This is a genomic window from Nocardia sp. NPDC057440 (assembly GCF_042802915.1).
GTDB lineage: Bacteria > Actinomycetota > Actinomycetes > Mycobacteriales > Mycobacteriaceae > Nocardia.
Genome location: NZ_JBHVDF010000007.1, coordinates 63,760 through 79,374, shown reverse-complemented (window position 1 = coordinate 79,374; position 15,615 = coordinate 63,760). Strand labels below are relative to the sequence as shown.

Sequence of the window (15,615 nt, the reverse complement as noted above, 5' to 3'; positions counted from 1 at the left end):
CTGCGTGTTTTGTGTCAGTACAGCGAGATCGGGCGGTTCATGGCAGATTGTGAAGACGTGACCAATACTTCCGGAGACGCGTATCCCCTCGCGGACACGATGACCACCACGGTGACGACGCCCGAGGGCTCGACTGTGCTGACGGTGTCCGGCGAGGTCGACCTGGCGACAGCGCCCGCGCTCGAAGCCGCGATCGAGAGCATTCTCGCGGGTAAACCCGCGGCCCTGATCATCGACCTGTCCGCGGTCAGCTTCCTCGCCTCGGCGGGGATGGCCGCACTGGTCGGTGCGCATCAGCGGGCCGGAGCGTCGACCTCGATCGCCGTTGTCGCCGATGGCCCGGCAACGAGTCGCCAGCTGAAGATGACCAGCCTGGATCAGGTGTTCGCGCTGCATTCGACCCTCGACCAGGCCCTGGCATCGTTCCGCTGATCCTGGAATCCCACCGCCCTGCTTGTTGCGGTGGACCGTGGAATGCTGGTGTCCGTGGCAGATCACGGCACGCATGACACCGTCCGCCGCAGCTACGACACCGTCGCTGAGAATTACGCCACCGATCTCCGCGATGAGCTCCGCGGCAAACCGCTCGACCGGGCACTGCTGAGCAGTCTCATCGAGCAGAACGAATCGGGAACACCGATCGCCGACCTCGGCTGCGGCCCTGGACATATTGCGGCCTGGCTCGCCGATCACGGTGCGACCACGGTCGGGATCGACCTATCCGCCGCCATGGTCGCCGTGGGGCGCAAGCACTATTCAGCGGTCGAGTTCCGCGAGGGTGATCTGCTCGAACTACCCGCCGCCGATGGCGAATTCGGCGCCGCGGTCGCGTTCTACTCGATCATCCATCTCACGCCTGGCGAGGTGCGCAGCGCCTTCGAACAGGTGCATCGCGTGCTGCGCCCGTCGGGCCTGTTCCTTGTCTCGTTCCACATCGGCTCGGAGATACGACATTTCGATACCTGGTGGGGACACGAGGTGGATGTCGACTTCCGCTTCTTCGAACCGGATCGGATCATCGCCGATCTGGCGGCGGCGGGGTTCGAGGTGCGGATGCGCATGGAGCGCCCGAACTATCCGCACGAGGTCGATACTCGCCGCGCCTACCTGTTGGCTCGCCGGGCCGACCCGGCGAGCCAATAGAGCTTCAGCAGAGTTCGCGCAGCTGCTCGATCAGCTTGATCCGCTCGGCCGGGGTCGCGGCCATCGGGACGACGTTGAGCACGGTCACGCCCGCCTCACGGAAGGCGGCGACCCGCTCCTTGACGTAGCCCGCGGGACCGACGAGGGAGATGTCGCGCACCAGATCGTCCGGAACGACCTTGGCGGCCTCTTCTTTTTTCCCGGCCAGGTACAGCTCCTGAATACGGTCGGCCTCCGCGCCGTAGCCGTACTTCGTGGCGAGGGTGTGGTAGAAATTCTTGCCCTTGGCACCCATACCGCCGATGTACAGCGCGAGGTGCGGCTTCACGAATTCCAGTAGCGGCGTGACGTTCTCACCGATCGCCAGCGCAGGTCCGGCATACACGTCGAGTTCGCCGAGGATCGGATCCCGCTTGGCCAGACCGGCATCCAGCGATGCACCCCAGATCTCCTTGGCCTTCTCGGGCACGAAGAAGATCGGCTGCCAGCCCTCGGCGATCTCGGCGGTCAATTCGACATTCTTCGGGCCGAGCGCCGCGAGCAACACCGGGATACGTTCGCGCACCGGGTGATTGATCAGCTTCAGCGGCTTGCCGAGGCCCGTGCCCTTCTCGGCAGGCAGCGGGATCTGGTAGTACTTGCCCTGGTATTCCAGCTTCTCGCGCCGCCACACCTTGCGGCAGATCTCCACCAGTTCCCTGGTACGGCCGATCGGCGCGTCATAGGGCACGCCGTGGAAGCCCTCGATCACCTGCGGGCCCGAGGCGCCGAGGCCGAGGATGTAGCGACCGTCGGAGACGAAGTCCAAGCCCGCCGCGGTCATCGCGGTCAGGCTGGGGGTGCGGGTGTAGATCTGCAGGATGCCCGAGGCCAGCTGCAGACGGGTGGTCTTGGCCGCGAGGTAGCCCAGCGCGCTCACCGCGTCGAAGGAGTACGCCTCCGGCACGAACACGATGTCGAGGCCGGCCTGCTCGAGGTCGGCCACTTCCGCGGCCGCTTCCTTGAAGCCGCCCGAATAGTTGATGCCCAATCCGATCCGCATAACACTCAACATAACCGCAGCTACGGACCGGGCGCGCACCGGCCACCCACGCGCGGGCGGTAGCGTAATCGCCGAGACTTCCCCGTGATCGCCGAAGAAAACGAAAGGCCACCCGCCGTGTCGCAGCCCACCACGTCGTCCCAGGAAACTGCACCCTCCTTCGGCAGGGCCACGCTCGCGCAGTACCTGACCGACCTGGCCGCAAAGGTGCCCGCACCCGGTGGCGGCGCGGTCGCCGCACTGCACGCCGCTCAGGGCGCCGCACTGGTGGCGATGGTCGCCCGCTACACCACCCGCGCCAAGGATGCCGAGCACCGCCCGATCATCGACCGCATCATCGAGGCCGCCGACGCCGCGCGTGACCGCGCGCTCGCCCTTGCCGACGCCGACGCCGCGGCGTTCACCGCCGTCGGTGCTGCCTACAAGCTGCCCAAGACCACCCCGGAAGAGGTCGCCGAGCGCACCGAGGCCATTACCTCGGCACTGATCCAGGCCGCCCGGGTGCCCGCCGCCGTCGTCGACGAGGCCGACGAAATCCTGTCGCTTGCCGCGGAACTGCTTCCGATCGGAAACCCGAACGTGGTCACCGATATCGGCGCGGCCGCCGATGCCGCGCGCGCGGCCGCCACCAGTTCGCAGCTCAATATCGAGATCAACGTCGTCTCCCTCAGCGCCGCGGAAGGCGACCGATTCGCACCCGTGCTGATGCGGGTGGAGGAGATCACCGCACGGGCCGACGCCCTGCACGCCGACGTCCTGCACGCCGTACGCAGCTGATCACGGGCCCGGGAAACCGGGTGTTTCCGCGCCGCGGTGCCGGGTACGCCCGATATATAGACCGGCAACGAGGTCCGAGTTCGAGATGACCTCCGGCGCACCAAGCAGAAGGCGGCCAGCCCTGCTCGTTCACCGGCGCTCACGAACACCACGCCGATCACCGCTGCCGTGCAGGCACTCGCGGTCGTGGCACCCCATATCGGCACCTCGCGCTGGGCGCTGACCGGCTGGAAAGCCAGGGCCGAGCTGCCGAAGCCCGGCCATGTCGCGGCCGCGTCCGCCACGATCGGAGAGGAGGACGTGCCGTCACGGTTCGCCCAAGCCTGGGGGCCGTTACGGATTCGGTACCTCGAGTTGATCATGAAGTCCTAGAATGGATTTCTGCCACCACACCATCTAGAAGGGGTGGAGCCATGAGGAGCGCACTCAGATATCTGTTCCTCGCGGCCATGGTCCTAGCCTTGGCCGCGTTCGGGTCCGGAACAGCATTCGCGACCTCGATCGGAACACCATCGGCCGCCTCGGTAGCGGCCGTCACGCCATCGGCCGGCCAAGAAGTCGGCATCGCTCATCCGGTCACGATCCAGTTCACGGCTGCGGTCGTGGATCGCGCTCGCGCCGAACGAGCTATCAATATCACTTCCACCCGATCGCTCCCTGGCACGTTCGCATGGGCGAACGACCGCGCAGTGACGTGGACACCCACGGGATTCCTTCCCGCCCGATCCCCGATCTCGGTTCGAATAGGTAGTGCGCGAACGGAATTCAGGACCAACGCCGGTGTGATCGCCGACGCCGACATGTCCAACCACACCTTCACCGTCACCATCGGCGGCCAGGAGTCGCGCACAATGCCCGCCTCGATGGGCAAGCCGGGCTACGAGACCCCGACGGGCACTTTCCCGATTCTGGAGATGTTCCGCTCGGTCGTCTTCGACTCGCGCACCATCGGCATCCCGCTCAGTTCCCCCGAGGGCTACGTCATCAACGGTGAATATGCCGAACGCCTCACGTGGGGTGGCGTTTTCGTGCACTCGGCACCCTGGTCGGTGGATTCCCAGGGCTATGCGAACGTCAGCCACGGGTGCATCAACCTCGCACCCGACGACGCCGCCTGGTACTACGGAATCGCCGGTATCGGCGACCCGGTCAGCGTGCATTGGTAGACCGACCGCACTCCCCGCCTCCTGACCGCGATACCGCCGAAACGTACCGCTGGTCACGAGCGGGGACACAGCTGTCCATGTGCGAGTTCGACATTCGAGCACCGACCGACCATTCGCGCCTGCTGATGGCAATCGATGACGTGGCCGGGCCCGTTCGCGTGCATTGCGGTAGATGCGCAGTATCCTCCGGAGCTATCAGAGTGGGGAACGAACCTGACGGTATGAGCTGATGAAGGTGGGGCAATGGATCGACCGGACATGCGAGGACGGCCTGGGGATGACTATCGAGGCGACTGGTCCGAGTGGGCCCATCGACTGCCCGCCGAACCCGAGCCTCCCACCGCGGCCTACGCTCCCGGCTATGCCGACGATGAGGACGATGTCTTTGCGCGCCTGATCGATCGGTCGCGGGTGCGGCGGCGCTGGTACCAGCTCCCGAAGGGCAGTCGGCGCTGGATGCCCGCGCTGCTCGCCTCACTCGGCGCTGCGGCACTGCTCACCGCCGCCCTTGTCCAATTCCGCGCCGCCCCGGCGCCGACGCCGACCGCGGCGTCCAGCCCGGCCGATACCCCCGTCTCGGCCACCATTCCCGCCACCCGATGCCCCGCCGAAAAAGTCGGCAACCGCATCCAAGGCAATGGCGCAGGCGGCGTCGACTCCGGCCCCGCGGCGATCTTCGCGTTCCAATACGCCTACTACGTGACACGCTCCAGCGAGCAGGCCCGCGCTGTCGTGGCGCCCAACGCGGCCGTGTCGTCCGCCGCCGACATCCAGCACGGCATCGACACCATTCCCGCGGGCACCACGCACTGCGTCACCATCACCCCCGGTGCGTTCGTCGGCCAGTACCTCGTCCGAGTGAGTGAACAGCGCCCCAATGCACTGCTGCCGGTGGCCTACAACGCCCAACTGGTGACGACCGCCCGTACGAGCGGTCACACGCTCATCACCGGTATCTCCGCGGCCGAGTAGGCGGACTGTCGCCGGTCCATGTGCCGCGCGTATCCGCACGGGATATCGGCCGCGGGTCTCCGTCCGCCTCATCCTTTCGGCGAATCGGTGATAGACCGAAGTCGGTTGTGCCGTATCGGGCCTGGCGCGAATCCTGGCTCGGTGACCGATAGCATCGCACCCATGCGCCAAGGTCCGGTGCCGCCACCGCCGCTCAGTGCCTGGCAGCAGAGTTGGCGACTGCTGGCGGTTGTGCTGATCGGCGCGTCATCGTTGCTCGTGACGGTGCTCGCACTGCCGCCGGACGCCGATCCACGACTATCGGTCTGGCTGATGGTGGCCGACCCAATCATCGGCGTGCTCTGCCTGGCACTTGTCACGCTGCGGCGACGCTATCCGGTGATGGTCGCCGTCACGACGACGGTCGCCTCCGCCGTCTCGACCTCCGCGAGCGGGCCCGCTGCACTCGCCCAGTGCTCGCTGGCGACCCGGCGACGCTTTGTGGAAATCATTCCGCTGACGGTCGGCAACGTCCTCGCCGGGCTGACGATCACCGCCCTCTACCCGTCCCTCAGCCCGGACAACACCGGGTCGCCGTCGTTGTGGTCCACGCTGATCTTCCTCATCGTCGCGGCAGCGGGCATCGTGGCAATCGGCCTCGCGGCCGGCGCACGCCGCGAGGTGATGTGGTCGCTACAGCAGCGGGCGGAAATAGCCGAACGCGAGCAGCTCGCGCGCGCCGCCGAAGCCAGGATCTTGGAGCGGCACCGGATCGCTCGTGAAATGCATGACGTACTCGCACACCGGATTTCGCTGGTCGCGATGCAGGCGGGTGTACTCAGCTATCGCACCGATCTGGCCGCTGATCACGTGGTGACCATCGCGAAAACCATCGCCGATAATTCACGTCAAGCGCTGGAGGAACTACGCGATGTGCTGGGGGTGCTTCGAGCCGACGACCTCACCGCCACCGACCCGCCGGAACCTCCGCAGCCCTCGCTCGCCACGCTACCGACCCTGATCGCCGATGCCCGTGTCTCGGGCATGGCCGTAACACTCACTGACAGCACGGCCGGTGAGCCACCCGTGACGAGCGCCCGCACCGCTTACCGCATCGTGCAGGAAGGTCTCACCAACGTCGGCAAACATGCGCCGGGCGCGACGGTGTGGGTCGGCGTCGACGGCACCGAGGGACAGGGATTGACGGTGACCGTCCTCGACTCCGGAGCCACTAGACCAGCGGGGTCCGCGCCCGCGTCCGGATACGGTCTGCTCGGGCTTGCCGAACGCGCCGAACTGGTCGGCGGCACACTGTCGTTCGGCCCCGATGGGGACGGCGGCTTCCGTTTGCGCGCCACCCTGCCGTGGCACACCGCGAACGGGGAGCAAGGCAGGTGAATCCGATCGTGCCACAGCCGATTCGGGTGGTCGTCGTCGACGACGACCACCTCGTGCGAACCGCGCTGACGCTCATTCTGGAAGGTGACGACGAACTACTCGTCGTCGGCGCGGCGGCCGACGGGGCCGCAGCCGTCGAGATGGTCCGCGAACGGCACCCCGCTGTCGTGCTCATGGATATCCGGATGCCGATCCGCGACGGGTTGAGCGCCACTGCCGAGATTCTCACCTGACACAGCCCGCCCCGCATCGTGGTGCTGACGACCTTCGATTCCGTGAGAATCGAGTTCAGCTGGCCCTGCTTGTCCGCGACGCCCAGCACTGAGCCATCCGGCGCGGCGCTACCCTTCGCTACGGCTGCGGTCGTCCGACGATCTGCTGCGGATCGCGAACACGGTCACCACCAGCAACGCGATCAGTTCCAGCACGTTCCAGGGAATCGGATCCGACGCGGGCTCGGCGGTCGTCGGGCGTGGGAGCACAGGTGGCGACGCGACGACCGGCCTCTCCCGCGCGATCACGGGCACTGCCGCGGGCGGCAGCGCGGGCGCAGGTTCGGCGACAGTCCGGCTCTGCGGCACCGACGGCGGGCTTAGCAGCAGCGGAGCACCGGGCACAGGGGGCGCGCTACTCGGCAACAACAACAGACATGTCAGTAGCGCGCTGCCGGTGGCGGCGCTGCCGACGACGACACTGCCCAGGCCCGATCCGCCGCTCGAGCCAGATCCGATCAGCCCGCTGCCCACTCCACTACCGGTGGCGGAACCCACAAGGATTCCGGCGGCACCGACGGCGGCGCTCCCGGTACACGCCAATTCGACGCTGCCTTGGTTCAACCCGAGAGCCTGGGCCGAACCGACCGGCGTCGCAGTCGGTTCGGGCTCAACACCTCCGGTGGCGCGCAGTCGGCTTTCTGCGCTGCCGGTATCGAGCCTGTCGACGGTGTGCGGCGAGCCGACACTCGCATCGATCACGTTCTCCGCGCTTCCGGTCGAGATGCTGTTCGCGCCCAGACTCAGCGCCGTACCGGAACCAGAGCTTCCGGTCGACAGATCGGTGCCCCCTGGCGAGGCACTCCCGGTCGCGATACTGTCCACGAGCGACTGCCACGGCGGGTGCGCGGCAGCGATCGTTGGCCTGCCCGCCAGCAACGCCGCCATCGCCGAAAGCAGTACCGCGACGCGCAGGCCCCCTGTGCGCCTTCGCATTCGTGGCACAGCGGTTGCGAATGCCATCTGCAGCTACCCCCATCCGTCGGCTGGTCCGCACCGATTTCCGAAGCTCGAACAACTCGTCAGGTGATCTGCTGGAAGCGCGCCAGCGCTAGTTCGAAGGCATCCCTCGGGACGGTGTTCCCGCCGGAGAAGGGCTGGTCCAGGTTGTGGACCTCCAGAATCGCCGCGCCGACCACGACACCGAGCAGCGCGATCATCAGAACACTGCGCCTGGTGACCCGCACACCCGATAGCACGGGACTCAGCAACAGCAACAGCGTGCCGAAATACAGGGCTACATAGAGAAACCCGGGAATCCCGTAACCCACCACGAGCGCACGATCATGACGTGCGCCTGCGACTCTGTCGAGACTCGCCAAGGCGGTGGCGCGCAGGTTGTTCACATACGGATCCGACGATCGCATCGAATCCACGCTGTCGCGAAGCGTATCGAGGGTCTCCTGGGCCTTGTGACTCAGGTGACCGTCTCGGTCCATCACCGACCACTCCTGGTCGACGACCTGCGTGGTGTAGTCACGCACCAATCCTTGGATCCGGTGATGCTCGGGATCCGGCATGGCATGCGCGGCCGTGTAGGTGTCGACCAGCGACTTCGCTTCGGCCACAGTGTAACTGCGCGCGGTCTGATACTGCTGCCAGCAGATGATCACCACGAACGCGACGGTCGCCGCGAAGAACGTCTTGATCAGATCGAAAACCAGCGTCCCCGCAGCTTCGTCACCCGTCTGCCGCCACGAATCCGGCCGCAACCTGTCCCCCAGCACGAACACCATCACCGCCAGGGCCGCAACCCCTATCGCCACGATCAATTCCCTTGCCATATCAGCGATCCCACCTTTCGCACGACCGGCATAACGTGTCTCGGGCACAGATCGGCACCCGGCGAGGGACACCCTCGGCGCGCGGCGCGATCGGAGGAAGCTTCGATCAACAGGTATTCGCCGCGGCGGAGCCGCTGGATGACGATGAAACGAGAACGACGCCACTTCGCTTGAAGGAGCGCCGTTCTCGTGCCGAACGCAGTGAGCCCGAGCGTGCTACAGCCGAATGAGGTGAGCGCCGTATTGCATGTTGGCGCCGACGGCCGCGATCACTATCGGATCGCCGGAGCCCAGGCCGACCACCCCGTCGCGCAGGTCCTCGGCGAGGAGGATGAGGACGCTGGCACCGGAGGTATTGCCGTAGCGGTCGACGTTGATCGCCGTACGGTTCTCGGCGATGCCGAGAGCGCCGATCAGCTGCTCGATGAGCCGGCGATTGGATTGATGCGGATACAGGCGTTCCAGGTCGCCGACATCCCACCGCGATTCGGCCAGCACGCGATCGATCGACTTCCGCATGACCGGCGTATAGGCGTCCGCGACGCGCTTGCCGATGATGTGCACCGCATAGTCCGACAGCGCGGCACCGGGTAGCCCTGGCGGGCAGAGATTTCCGCCCGCGGGTTGTACGGCGATCTCGAAGTGCTCATTGATGGTAACCGCGGACACCAGCTCCGAATTGCTGTCGTCATCGGCAGCCTCGAGGATCACCGCGCCCGCACCGTCGCCGAACAATAGGGCCGAGAGGAAAGCTTCGCTCTCCTTGCCGTCGTACTCGATACCGCCGGTGAATACCTCGCGGTTGAGCAATGGCGAGGCAACTTGAACCATCACCACCGCGACGCGCTTGCGGACACCGCTGAGGATCATCTCCTTGGCCCACTGCAAGCAGAACACCGCACCACCACAGCCGATATCGGTCTGGAGTACTCCGGCGTCGGGCCGCATCCCGAGCCGATGGTGGAGCAGCTGCGCATCGCTGCCGAAATGCAGTCGATCCGGCGTGCTGCCGCCGACTATCAGGCCGTCGAGTGCGGTCGCATCGATGCCGGCGACGGTAAGAGCCTCTCGCAGTGCTGCTTCCGCGAGCACTCCTGCCGGACCGGGCGCTTCACCGTATCCGGTCGGAAACAGCGGACGGCCGGTTTCATCGTCGAGATCGAAGCTGAATCGCCGCTCACGAATACCCGTTTTCTGCTCGAATTCCGCAGGCGTCCACGGCATCCTACGCGGCCCCGGAAACATGCCGAGGAGTCGCTCGTTGGTCATTACCAACGGTGGGACCGACGCTCCTGCACCGATGATCCGTACTTTCATGATGGTCCATGTCTGTTCGCTGTTCCGACACGGTCGGACCACGCCCCCTCGACACCGCCGTCAGGCCACACGGAACCACCCTGATCCACTCGGGAGACAGGCACGGGTTCGGTGCGGCAGTGATGATGAGCTGAGCGGCAGTGCGACCGACGGACGAGAAGACTCATCCCGGCACATCGGGAGTCATCAGCCGCTCACATCCAGAGGTTTCTCAGGGGCGCCGATCTCCGATCGGTCGCTTGGGTGGGATGTGTACGAGCGAACGATACCCACGAGTCTGTTCGAGCCGGAACTCACAAACCCCCACAATTGGGAATATTCCACCTGAAAGGAACTGAGACTCGAATCGCCGTCGGTGTGCGACCGATTTCAGGCGCGGCGGGCGTTTTCGGCCGCGGTGACGACGTGGCGCATGAGGAGGGCGGTGGTGACGGGGCCGACTCCGCCGGGGACGGGGCTGAGGGCGGCGGCCTTACCGCGCACGGAATCCGCTTCGACATCGCCGACGATCTTGCCGTCGGGGGCCTCGTTGGTGCCGACGTCGACGACCACCGCGGCTTCGCCTATGTGCTTGCCTGTCACGAGGTCGATCCGTCCGGCGGCGGCGACGACGATGTCGGCGGCAGCGGTCACCGAGGCCAGGTCGGTGGTGCGCGAGTGGGCAACGGTCACGGTGGCGTTTTCGGCGAGCAGCAGCTGCGCCAAGGGCTTGCCGACGATGTTGGAGCGGCCGACGATCGCGACATGCCGACCGGCGAGGGGGATTTCGTGATGCTTCAGCAATTCGACGACGGCTTCGGACGTGGCGGGGACGAAACCGTCGAGATTGCTGGCCAGCAGGCCGAGTGACAGCGGGCTGACGCCGTCGACGTCCTTGGTCGCGGCGATCGAGGAGCTGACGTCGTCGAGGCCGATACCGGCCGGCAGCGGTGTCTGCAGCATGATCGCGTCGGTGGCGGAGTCCGCGCTGCGCGCGCCGAGCTCGGCGCGGATTGCCTCGGCGCTCGCGTCGGCGCCGAGTTCGACGGTGTCGCACGTGATTCCGAGTCGCTCGGCGGCCTTGCGCAGCGAGTTCACATACCAGGCGCTCGCCGGGTCGTCGTTGGCGACGACCAGGGCCAGGCGCGGGGCGGGTCCGCCCGCGGCCAGCGTGGCGGCGCGCGCCTTGGTGTCGGCGTTGATGGCGGCGGCGAGTTCCTTGCCGGACAGCGAAACGGTATCCACGTTGTCACACCTTAATGGTCACGGCGTGCGCACTGTCGCGCCGGTCGCGGCGGCCACCCGCCGCATCGCCCGGTTTGCCCGGATGTCGGGAAGAAACCGCCGATTCGGCCTGGCAATTACGCATATATGGCCTCTACCAGTCGTATCGTGGTCAATGCTTGCCAATGGCTAACTGTCAGCTGACGGACCGAATACCCCGTTTCACGCGTGGAAAGGTGTCGACTGTCGTGAAGATCTCGAGGCATTGGAAAACCCTGATCGCGACCTTGTTCGCGGCCGTCACCATCACCGGTCTCGCCGGCGCGCCCGCCCAGGCCGCCCCGGACACCGACGCCCTCTACAACTCGGCCCAGCGCAACTTCACCGACGGCAACGACGCCGCGGGTCGTGCCGAGCTGCGCGAACTGCTCGGCGCGAACCCCTCCGACGCCGAGGCGCTGTCGTTGCAGGCCATCTGGTCCCACTACGCAGGAGATCTGCTCGCACTCGCCGACGCCATGGCGCGCCTCACCGCCGTGGATCCGGGGCTGGCACAAGGCACCAACAACGTGCTCGGCGCGATCACCGCCGCCGTGGGCACCCTGCCGAATCCGCTGCCTGCCCTCGTCGGCCCGCAAACCGGAATCGTCGCGCTCGGCTACGGCCTGCTGCCCGACGGCGCGTTGCGCCCCGAACTGGTGAACCGTCTGACCGCGACCTGGTTACAGGCCGTCGCCTCGCCGTTCTCACCGGTCATCGTCACCGGCGGCAATCCGCAGAACGGCATCACCGAAGCCGATGCGATGCGCAACTGGCTGGTTGGCAGGGGCTTGCCCGCGGACCGCGTCCATGTCGAAAGGCGGGCGGGATCCACGGTGCAGAACGCCTTGTTCAGCACCGCGATGCTGCGTGATCTCGGCGCGAGCAGCGCGGTGGTGGTGACCTCCCCCAATCACATTCGCCGCGCCGTCGCCGACTTCATCGTCGCGGGAACCCGCGTGGTCGGCGCCACCACCTCGCTGGAACAACTGGTTTCACAGCTACCGCCGCCCGCCAAGCAAGGCCAGCGCGGGATCTACCTCGACGCCACCCGCACGTTCCAGCTCGCGACCGCGCGCTAGCGCCGAAACGCCTATCGGCCCGCACCGGCCGTGCACGACAGGGCAAGATGTCCTGGTGATGTCGACGGAAAGTACCGACCTGGTCGTGCGGCTGCGTGCGGCCGGCTGCGTGTTCGCCGAAGAGGAGGCCGCGCTGCTGGCCGCGGCCGCCGCCGAGACAGGTGCGGACCTGGAGCGCTTGGTCGCACAACGGGTGTCGGGCATACCGTTGGAGCATCTGCTCGGCTGGACCGAATTCCATGGTATGCGCGTCCTGGTGGCACCCGGGGTGTTCGTGCCTCGGCAACGCACCGGCTTCCTTGTCGACGAGGCCGCCGAGCTCGCTCGCGCACACGATCGCCCCGTGGTCGTCGACTTGTGCTGCGGCTCCGGCGCGTTGGGGCTGGCGTTGGCGACGACACTCGCCGACGCGGGTCTGTCGATCGAACTTGCCGCCGCTGACATCGAGCCCGCCGCGGTCGAATGCGCCCGGCGCAACCTCGCACCGATCGGTGCGGCAGTGTACGAGGGCGACCTCTTCGAGCCACTTCCCCGCGAGCTGCGTGGCCGCATCGACATCCTGCTCGCGAACACCCCCTACGTCCCGTCCGAGGAGATCGCCCAGATGCCTCCCGAGGCACGCGACTACGAGCCGCGCTCGGCACTCGACGGCGGCCCCGACGGACTCGACATCTTCCGCCGGGTCGTGGAAGCCGCCGGATCATGGCTGGCCCCCGGCGGCCATCTCCTCGTCGAATCCAGCGCAGCCCAAGCGCCGACTGCCACCGCCGTTCTGATCGACCAAGGATTCGCCGCCCGCACAGCAGAATCCGAAGACCTCTACGCCACTGTCGTCATCGGCACCAGGCAATAGGAGGTCGGTTCGACAACAGGGCACACCGGTGGGGCGGCTCGACGTTTGCCGCAGTCAGGCCCAGCGGATGAGGCCTAAGGCCCGGGGAGCCGTGTTACTTGTTGCGGCCGGTGAATTCATCCATGGAGCGGTACACACCCACAGTGTTGAGGAACAAATCGCGCAATTTGATCGGCAGCAGACCGGAGATCGCCTTGTTGAGCCGAGAGGTCCACGGGAGGATTACCAACGGGTTGCCCGCTTTCATCTCACGCCATGAGGTGTCGACCACCTCGTCTTGCTCGAGGATCGGCGTGAACAGGAATCCTTTTGCGCCGTCGAACATTCCGGTGTTGATGTAGGTCGGACAGACCGTCGTGAACTTCACGTGCTCGTGGCCCGCCTGCTCGAGCTCGATGCGTACAGAGTCCGACCAGCCGAGTGCGGCCCACTTGGACGCGGCGTAGACGCTCATTCGTGGGTTCGATACCAGCCCCGCCGACGAGGCGATATTCAACACCCGTGCCTGACCGTTGCCCGCGACCATCGCGGGCAGGAACTCGAGCGTGATGTACATGGGAGCAAGGGAATTGATCGCCATGGTCTTATCGATGTCGGCGCGATTCGTGGTTTCCCAGAAGTAGCTGTTGCCACGAACGATGCCGGCATTGTTGACCAGGATGTCGATTTCGCCGACCTCGTTGCGCACCACGGCGGCAGCTTCGCCGATGGCATCCTGGGACGCCACATCGACGACGTACTGGTAGACATTGCCGCCGAGCGCGGTGAGTTCGGCGGCGGTGTCCTTCAGCCCGACCTCGTTGACATCCCACAGCACCACCGCCGCAGCGCCCTCCCGGACCGCTCGCTCGGCGAACAGCTTGCCGAGGCCCATCGCCGCACCCGTGACGAGAACTTTCTTACCCGCGACCGTGTCCAATGTCATCCTTGCCTCTGTGTCGTCTCTCGTGAAAGTTGCCGCCGGCCCAGTGGCTACTTCTGGCGCAGTGTTTTCATGACCCCGAAGTAGAGCGTCATCGTCTTCGCCCACAACTCTTCGGACATGCCGGGCAGCGGCGCGATGGGCAGCACCCGCTGCACGGCGATGGTTTGAGTATCGATGTACTTCAGCAAGCCCTCCGGGCCGTGCCTACGACCGGTCCCGGAAATACCGAGCCCGCCCGAGGGTGCGTCGGCGCTGCCCCATGCCGCGATGAAACCTTCGTTGACATTCACCGACCCGGCATTGATGCGCGCGGCCACCCGCCTGCCGCGGGCGGCGTCCCTGGTCCAGACGCTGGCGTTGAGACCATAGGCGGTGTCGTTGGCCTGCTCGACGGCCTCGTCGTCACTGCCGACACGGTAGATCGACACGACGGGGCCGAAGGTCTCCTCGCGGTACACGGTCATGCCGGGGCGGACATCGGCGAGCACGGTCGGCTCGTAGAAGTAGGGGCCGAGGTCCGGCCGCGCGCGGCCACCTGCCAGTACGGTCGCGCCCTTGGCCACCGCATCGTCGACGTGAGCGCTGACGGTGTCCCATTGGCGCTGGAAGGTCAAGGAGCCCATGTCGCTGCTGAAGTCCAGATCCGCGCCGAGCTTCAGCGCGCGGACGTGCTCGACGAACTCTGTCACGAACTGGTCGTAGACCTTGTCGTGCACGTAGATTCGCTCCATCGATTCACACAGCTGTCCCGCCGAGGCGAAGCAGGCGCGAATCGCGATCTTGGCGGCCCGGGAGATGTCGGCGTCGGCGAGCACCAGCAGCGGGTTCTTGCCGCCCAGCTCGAGGGAGTATCCGATCAGCCGTTCACCCGCCTGCTTGGCGATGGTGCGTCCGGTCGCACTGGAACCGGTGTAGTCGACGTAGTCGGCGCGCGCGATCACCTCGCCGCCGATCACCGAGCCACGACCGAGCACCGCCTGCCAGAGCCCGCGCGGCAGACCGGCCCGCTCGGCGGCGTCGATGGCCCACAGCGCGGTGAGCGCGGTCTGGTTGTCCGGGCGCGCCACCACGGCATTACCCGCGACGAGCGCGGGGAGCGCATCGGAGGCGGCCAAGGCCAAGGGATAGTTCCAGGGCGAGATCACCGCGACAACGCCCTTGGGCCGGTGTCGCACATCGACCTGTGTCAGGACCGGAAGCACGCCGCGCGGCTTGCGATCGGCCAGCAGCTTCGCGGCGACCGACGCGTAGTACCGTGCGTTCACCGCGACGTCGCCGACCTCGTCGAAGGCATGCGCACGGGACTTGCCCGCCTCCGTTTGCACGATGTCGAGGATGGTGCGTTGTTCGGCGAGCACGATGTCGTGGAAGCGGCGCAGAACCGCGATCCGCTCGCGCACCGGGCGCTGCGCCCACCCGCGCTGCGCCTCGCGGGCCGTCGCGAACGCGGTCTCGATGTCGGCGCTGGAGGACTGCGGCAGATCGGCGATCTTGCGGCCGGTAGCGGGTGCGAACACCTCGACCGAGGGCGCACCGCCCGCGACGGCACGTGCCAGCAATGGCTGTACCAGCGACTCCGGCAGCGCATCGGCGGGAGCCAGCTGTGGGGCGGTCGTCATTGTCGGCCCTCTCATGGGACGGTCGGAGGCGGCGAATCACCGGC

At 66.6% G+C, this 15,615-nt stretch carries 17 protein-coding genes; 10 read left to right on the top strand and 7 right to left on the bottom strand.

The genetic code is table 11. The features are described 5' to 3' along the window. Window positions 1-99: 99 nt before the first annotated feature. A complete protein-coding gene (locus ACFU4Z_RS16410; protein WP_379064282.1) occupies window positions 100-432 on the top strand; it encodes an STAS domain-containing protein in 333 nt (110 codons plus the stop codon). Window positions 433-480: 48 nt separating this feature from the next. After that, window positions 481-1,143 (top strand): class I SAM-dependent DNA methyltransferase, encoded by a 663-nt coding sequence (locus ACFU4Z_RS16405; protein ID WP_379063638.1) that lies wholly within the window; start codon window positions 481-483, stop codon window positions 1,141-1,143. A 4-nt stretch (window positions 1,144-1,147) separates the two neighbouring features. Here ACFU4Z_RS16405 and ACFU4Z_RS16400 read toward each other — a convergent pair whose 3' ends face one another. Beyond that, window positions 1,148-2,185, bottom strand: a complete 1,038-nt coding sequence (locus ACFU4Z_RS16400) for an LLM class F420-dependent oxidoreductase (RefSeq protein WP_379063636.1) — start codon at window positions 2,183-2,185, stop codon at window positions 1,148-1,150. 117 nt (window positions 2,186-2,302) lie between these two features. Between ACFU4Z_RS16400 and ACFU4Z_RS16395 the strand changes: the two genes are divergently transcribed. The 6 genes from ACFU4Z_RS16395 (at window position 2,303) to ACFU4Z_RS16370 (ending at window position 6,710) form a co-directional block, all read left to right on the top strand. Continuing rightward, window positions 2,303-2,962: a cyclodeaminase/cyclohydrolase family protein gene (locus tag ACFU4Z_RS16395; RefSeq protein ID WP_379063634.1), complete on the top strand. Its 660-nt coding sequence runs from the start codon at window positions 2,303-2,305 to the stop codon at window positions 2,960-2,962. A gap of 186 nt (window positions 2,963-3,148) precedes the next feature. Further along, on the top strand, window positions 3,149-3,334 hold the full coding sequence (locus ACFU4Z_RS16390; protein WP_379063632.1) for a hypothetical protein: 186 nt from the start codon (window positions 3,149-3,151) through the stop codon (window positions 3,332-3,334). A 41-nt stretch (window positions 3,335-3,375) separates the two neighbouring features. After that, window positions 3,376-4,128: a L,D-transpeptidase family protein gene (locus tag ACFU4Z_RS16385; protein ID WP_379063630.1), complete on the top strand. Its 753-nt coding sequence runs from the start codon at window positions 3,376-3,378 to the stop codon at window positions 4,126-4,128. Between the two features lie 258 nt (window positions 4,129-4,386). Beyond that, window positions 4,387-5,100 carry a hypothetical protein gene (locus tag ACFU4Z_RS16380; RefSeq protein WP_379063628.1) on the top strand — a complete coding sequence of 238 codons (714 nt, stop codon included), beginning with the start codon at window positions 4,387-4,389 and terminating at the stop codon, window positions 5,098-5,100. A gap of 141 nt (window positions 5,101-5,241) precedes the next feature. Further along, complete coding sequence (locus ACFU4Z_RS16375; protein ID WP_379063626.1) at window positions 5,242-6,477, top strand: sensor histidine kinase; 1,236 nt, start codon at window positions 5,242-5,244, stop codon at window positions 6,475-6,477. Between the two features lie 8 nt (window positions 6,478-6,485). Further along, entirely contained in the window at window positions 6,486-6,710 is a 225-nt protein-coding gene (locus ACFU4Z_RS16370; protein ID WP_379063624.1) for a response regulator, read from the top strand. Between the two features lie 108 nt (window positions 6,711-6,818). Here ACFU4Z_RS16370 and ACFU4Z_RS16365 read toward each other — a convergent pair whose 3' ends face one another. The 4 genes from ACFU4Z_RS16365 to ACFU4Z_RS16350 all read right to left on the bottom strand — a co-directional run bounded on the left by ACFU4Z_RS16365 (window position 6,819) and on the right by ACFU4Z_RS16350 (window position 11,074). Beyond that, window positions 6,819-7,685: a hypothetical protein gene (locus ACFU4Z_RS16365; protein ID WP_379063622.1), complete on the bottom strand. Its 867-nt coding sequence runs from the start codon at window positions 7,683-7,685 to the stop codon at window positions 6,819-6,821. 86 nt (window positions 7,686-7,771) lie between these two features. Then, window positions 7,772-8,533 (bottom strand): hypothetical protein, encoded by a 762-nt coding sequence (locus ACFU4Z_RS16360; protein ID WP_379063620.1) that lies wholly within the window; start codon window positions 8,531-8,533, stop codon window positions 7,772-7,774. A 216-nt stretch (window positions 8,534-8,749) separates the two neighbouring features. After that, window positions 8,750-9,802, bottom strand: a complete 1,053-nt coding sequence (locus ACFU4Z_RS16355) for a 3-oxoacyl-ACP synthase III family protein (protein WP_379063618.1) — start codon at window positions 9,800-9,802, stop codon at window positions 8,750-8,752. Window positions 9,803-10,219: 417 nt separating this feature from the next. After that, the gene (locus tag ACFU4Z_RS16350; protein ID WP_379063616.1) at window positions 10,220-11,074 is read right to left on the bottom strand and encodes a bifunctional 5,10-methylenetetrahydrofolate dehydrogenase/5,10-methenyltetrahydrofolate cyclohydrolase; all 855 of its coding nucleotides are present in this window, start codon (window positions 11,072-11,074) and stop codon (window positions 10,220-10,222) included. Window positions 11,075-11,301: 227 nt separating this feature from the next. Here ACFU4Z_RS16350 and ACFU4Z_RS16345 point away from each other — a divergent pair, with 227 nt between their 5' ends. Both ACFU4Z_RS16345 and ACFU4Z_RS16340 read left to right on the top strand, forming a co-directional pair. Next, the gene (locus tag ACFU4Z_RS16345; protein WP_379063614.1) at window positions 11,302-12,174 is read left to right on the top strand and encodes a YdcF family protein; all 873 of its coding nucleotides are present in this window, start codon (window positions 11,302-11,304) and stop codon (window positions 12,172-12,174) included. 58 nt (window positions 12,175-12,232) lie between these two features. Beyond that, complete coding sequence (locus tag ACFU4Z_RS16340; RefSeq protein WP_379063612.1) at window positions 12,233-13,027, top strand: putative protein N(5)-glutamine methyltransferase; 795 nt, start codon at window positions 12,233-12,235, stop codon at window positions 13,025-13,027. Window positions 13,028-13,121: 94 nt separating this feature from the next. On the opposite strand, the gene ACFU4Z_RS16335 is transcribed toward ACFU4Z_RS16340, so the two are convergent. Both ACFU4Z_RS16335 and ACFU4Z_RS16330 read right to left on the bottom strand, forming a co-directional pair. Then, entirely contained in the window at window positions 13,122-13,952 is an 831-nt protein-coding gene (locus ACFU4Z_RS16335; RefSeq protein ID WP_379063610.1) for an SDR family NAD(P)-dependent oxidoreductase, read from the bottom strand. Between the two features lie 47 nt (window positions 13,953-13,999). Next, a complete protein-coding gene (locus tag ACFU4Z_RS16330; RefSeq protein ID WP_379063608.1) occupies window positions 14,000-15,571 on the bottom strand; it encodes a succinic semialdehyde dehydrogenase in 1,572 nt (523 codons plus the stop codon). Window positions 15,572-15,615: the final 44 nt, after the last annotated feature.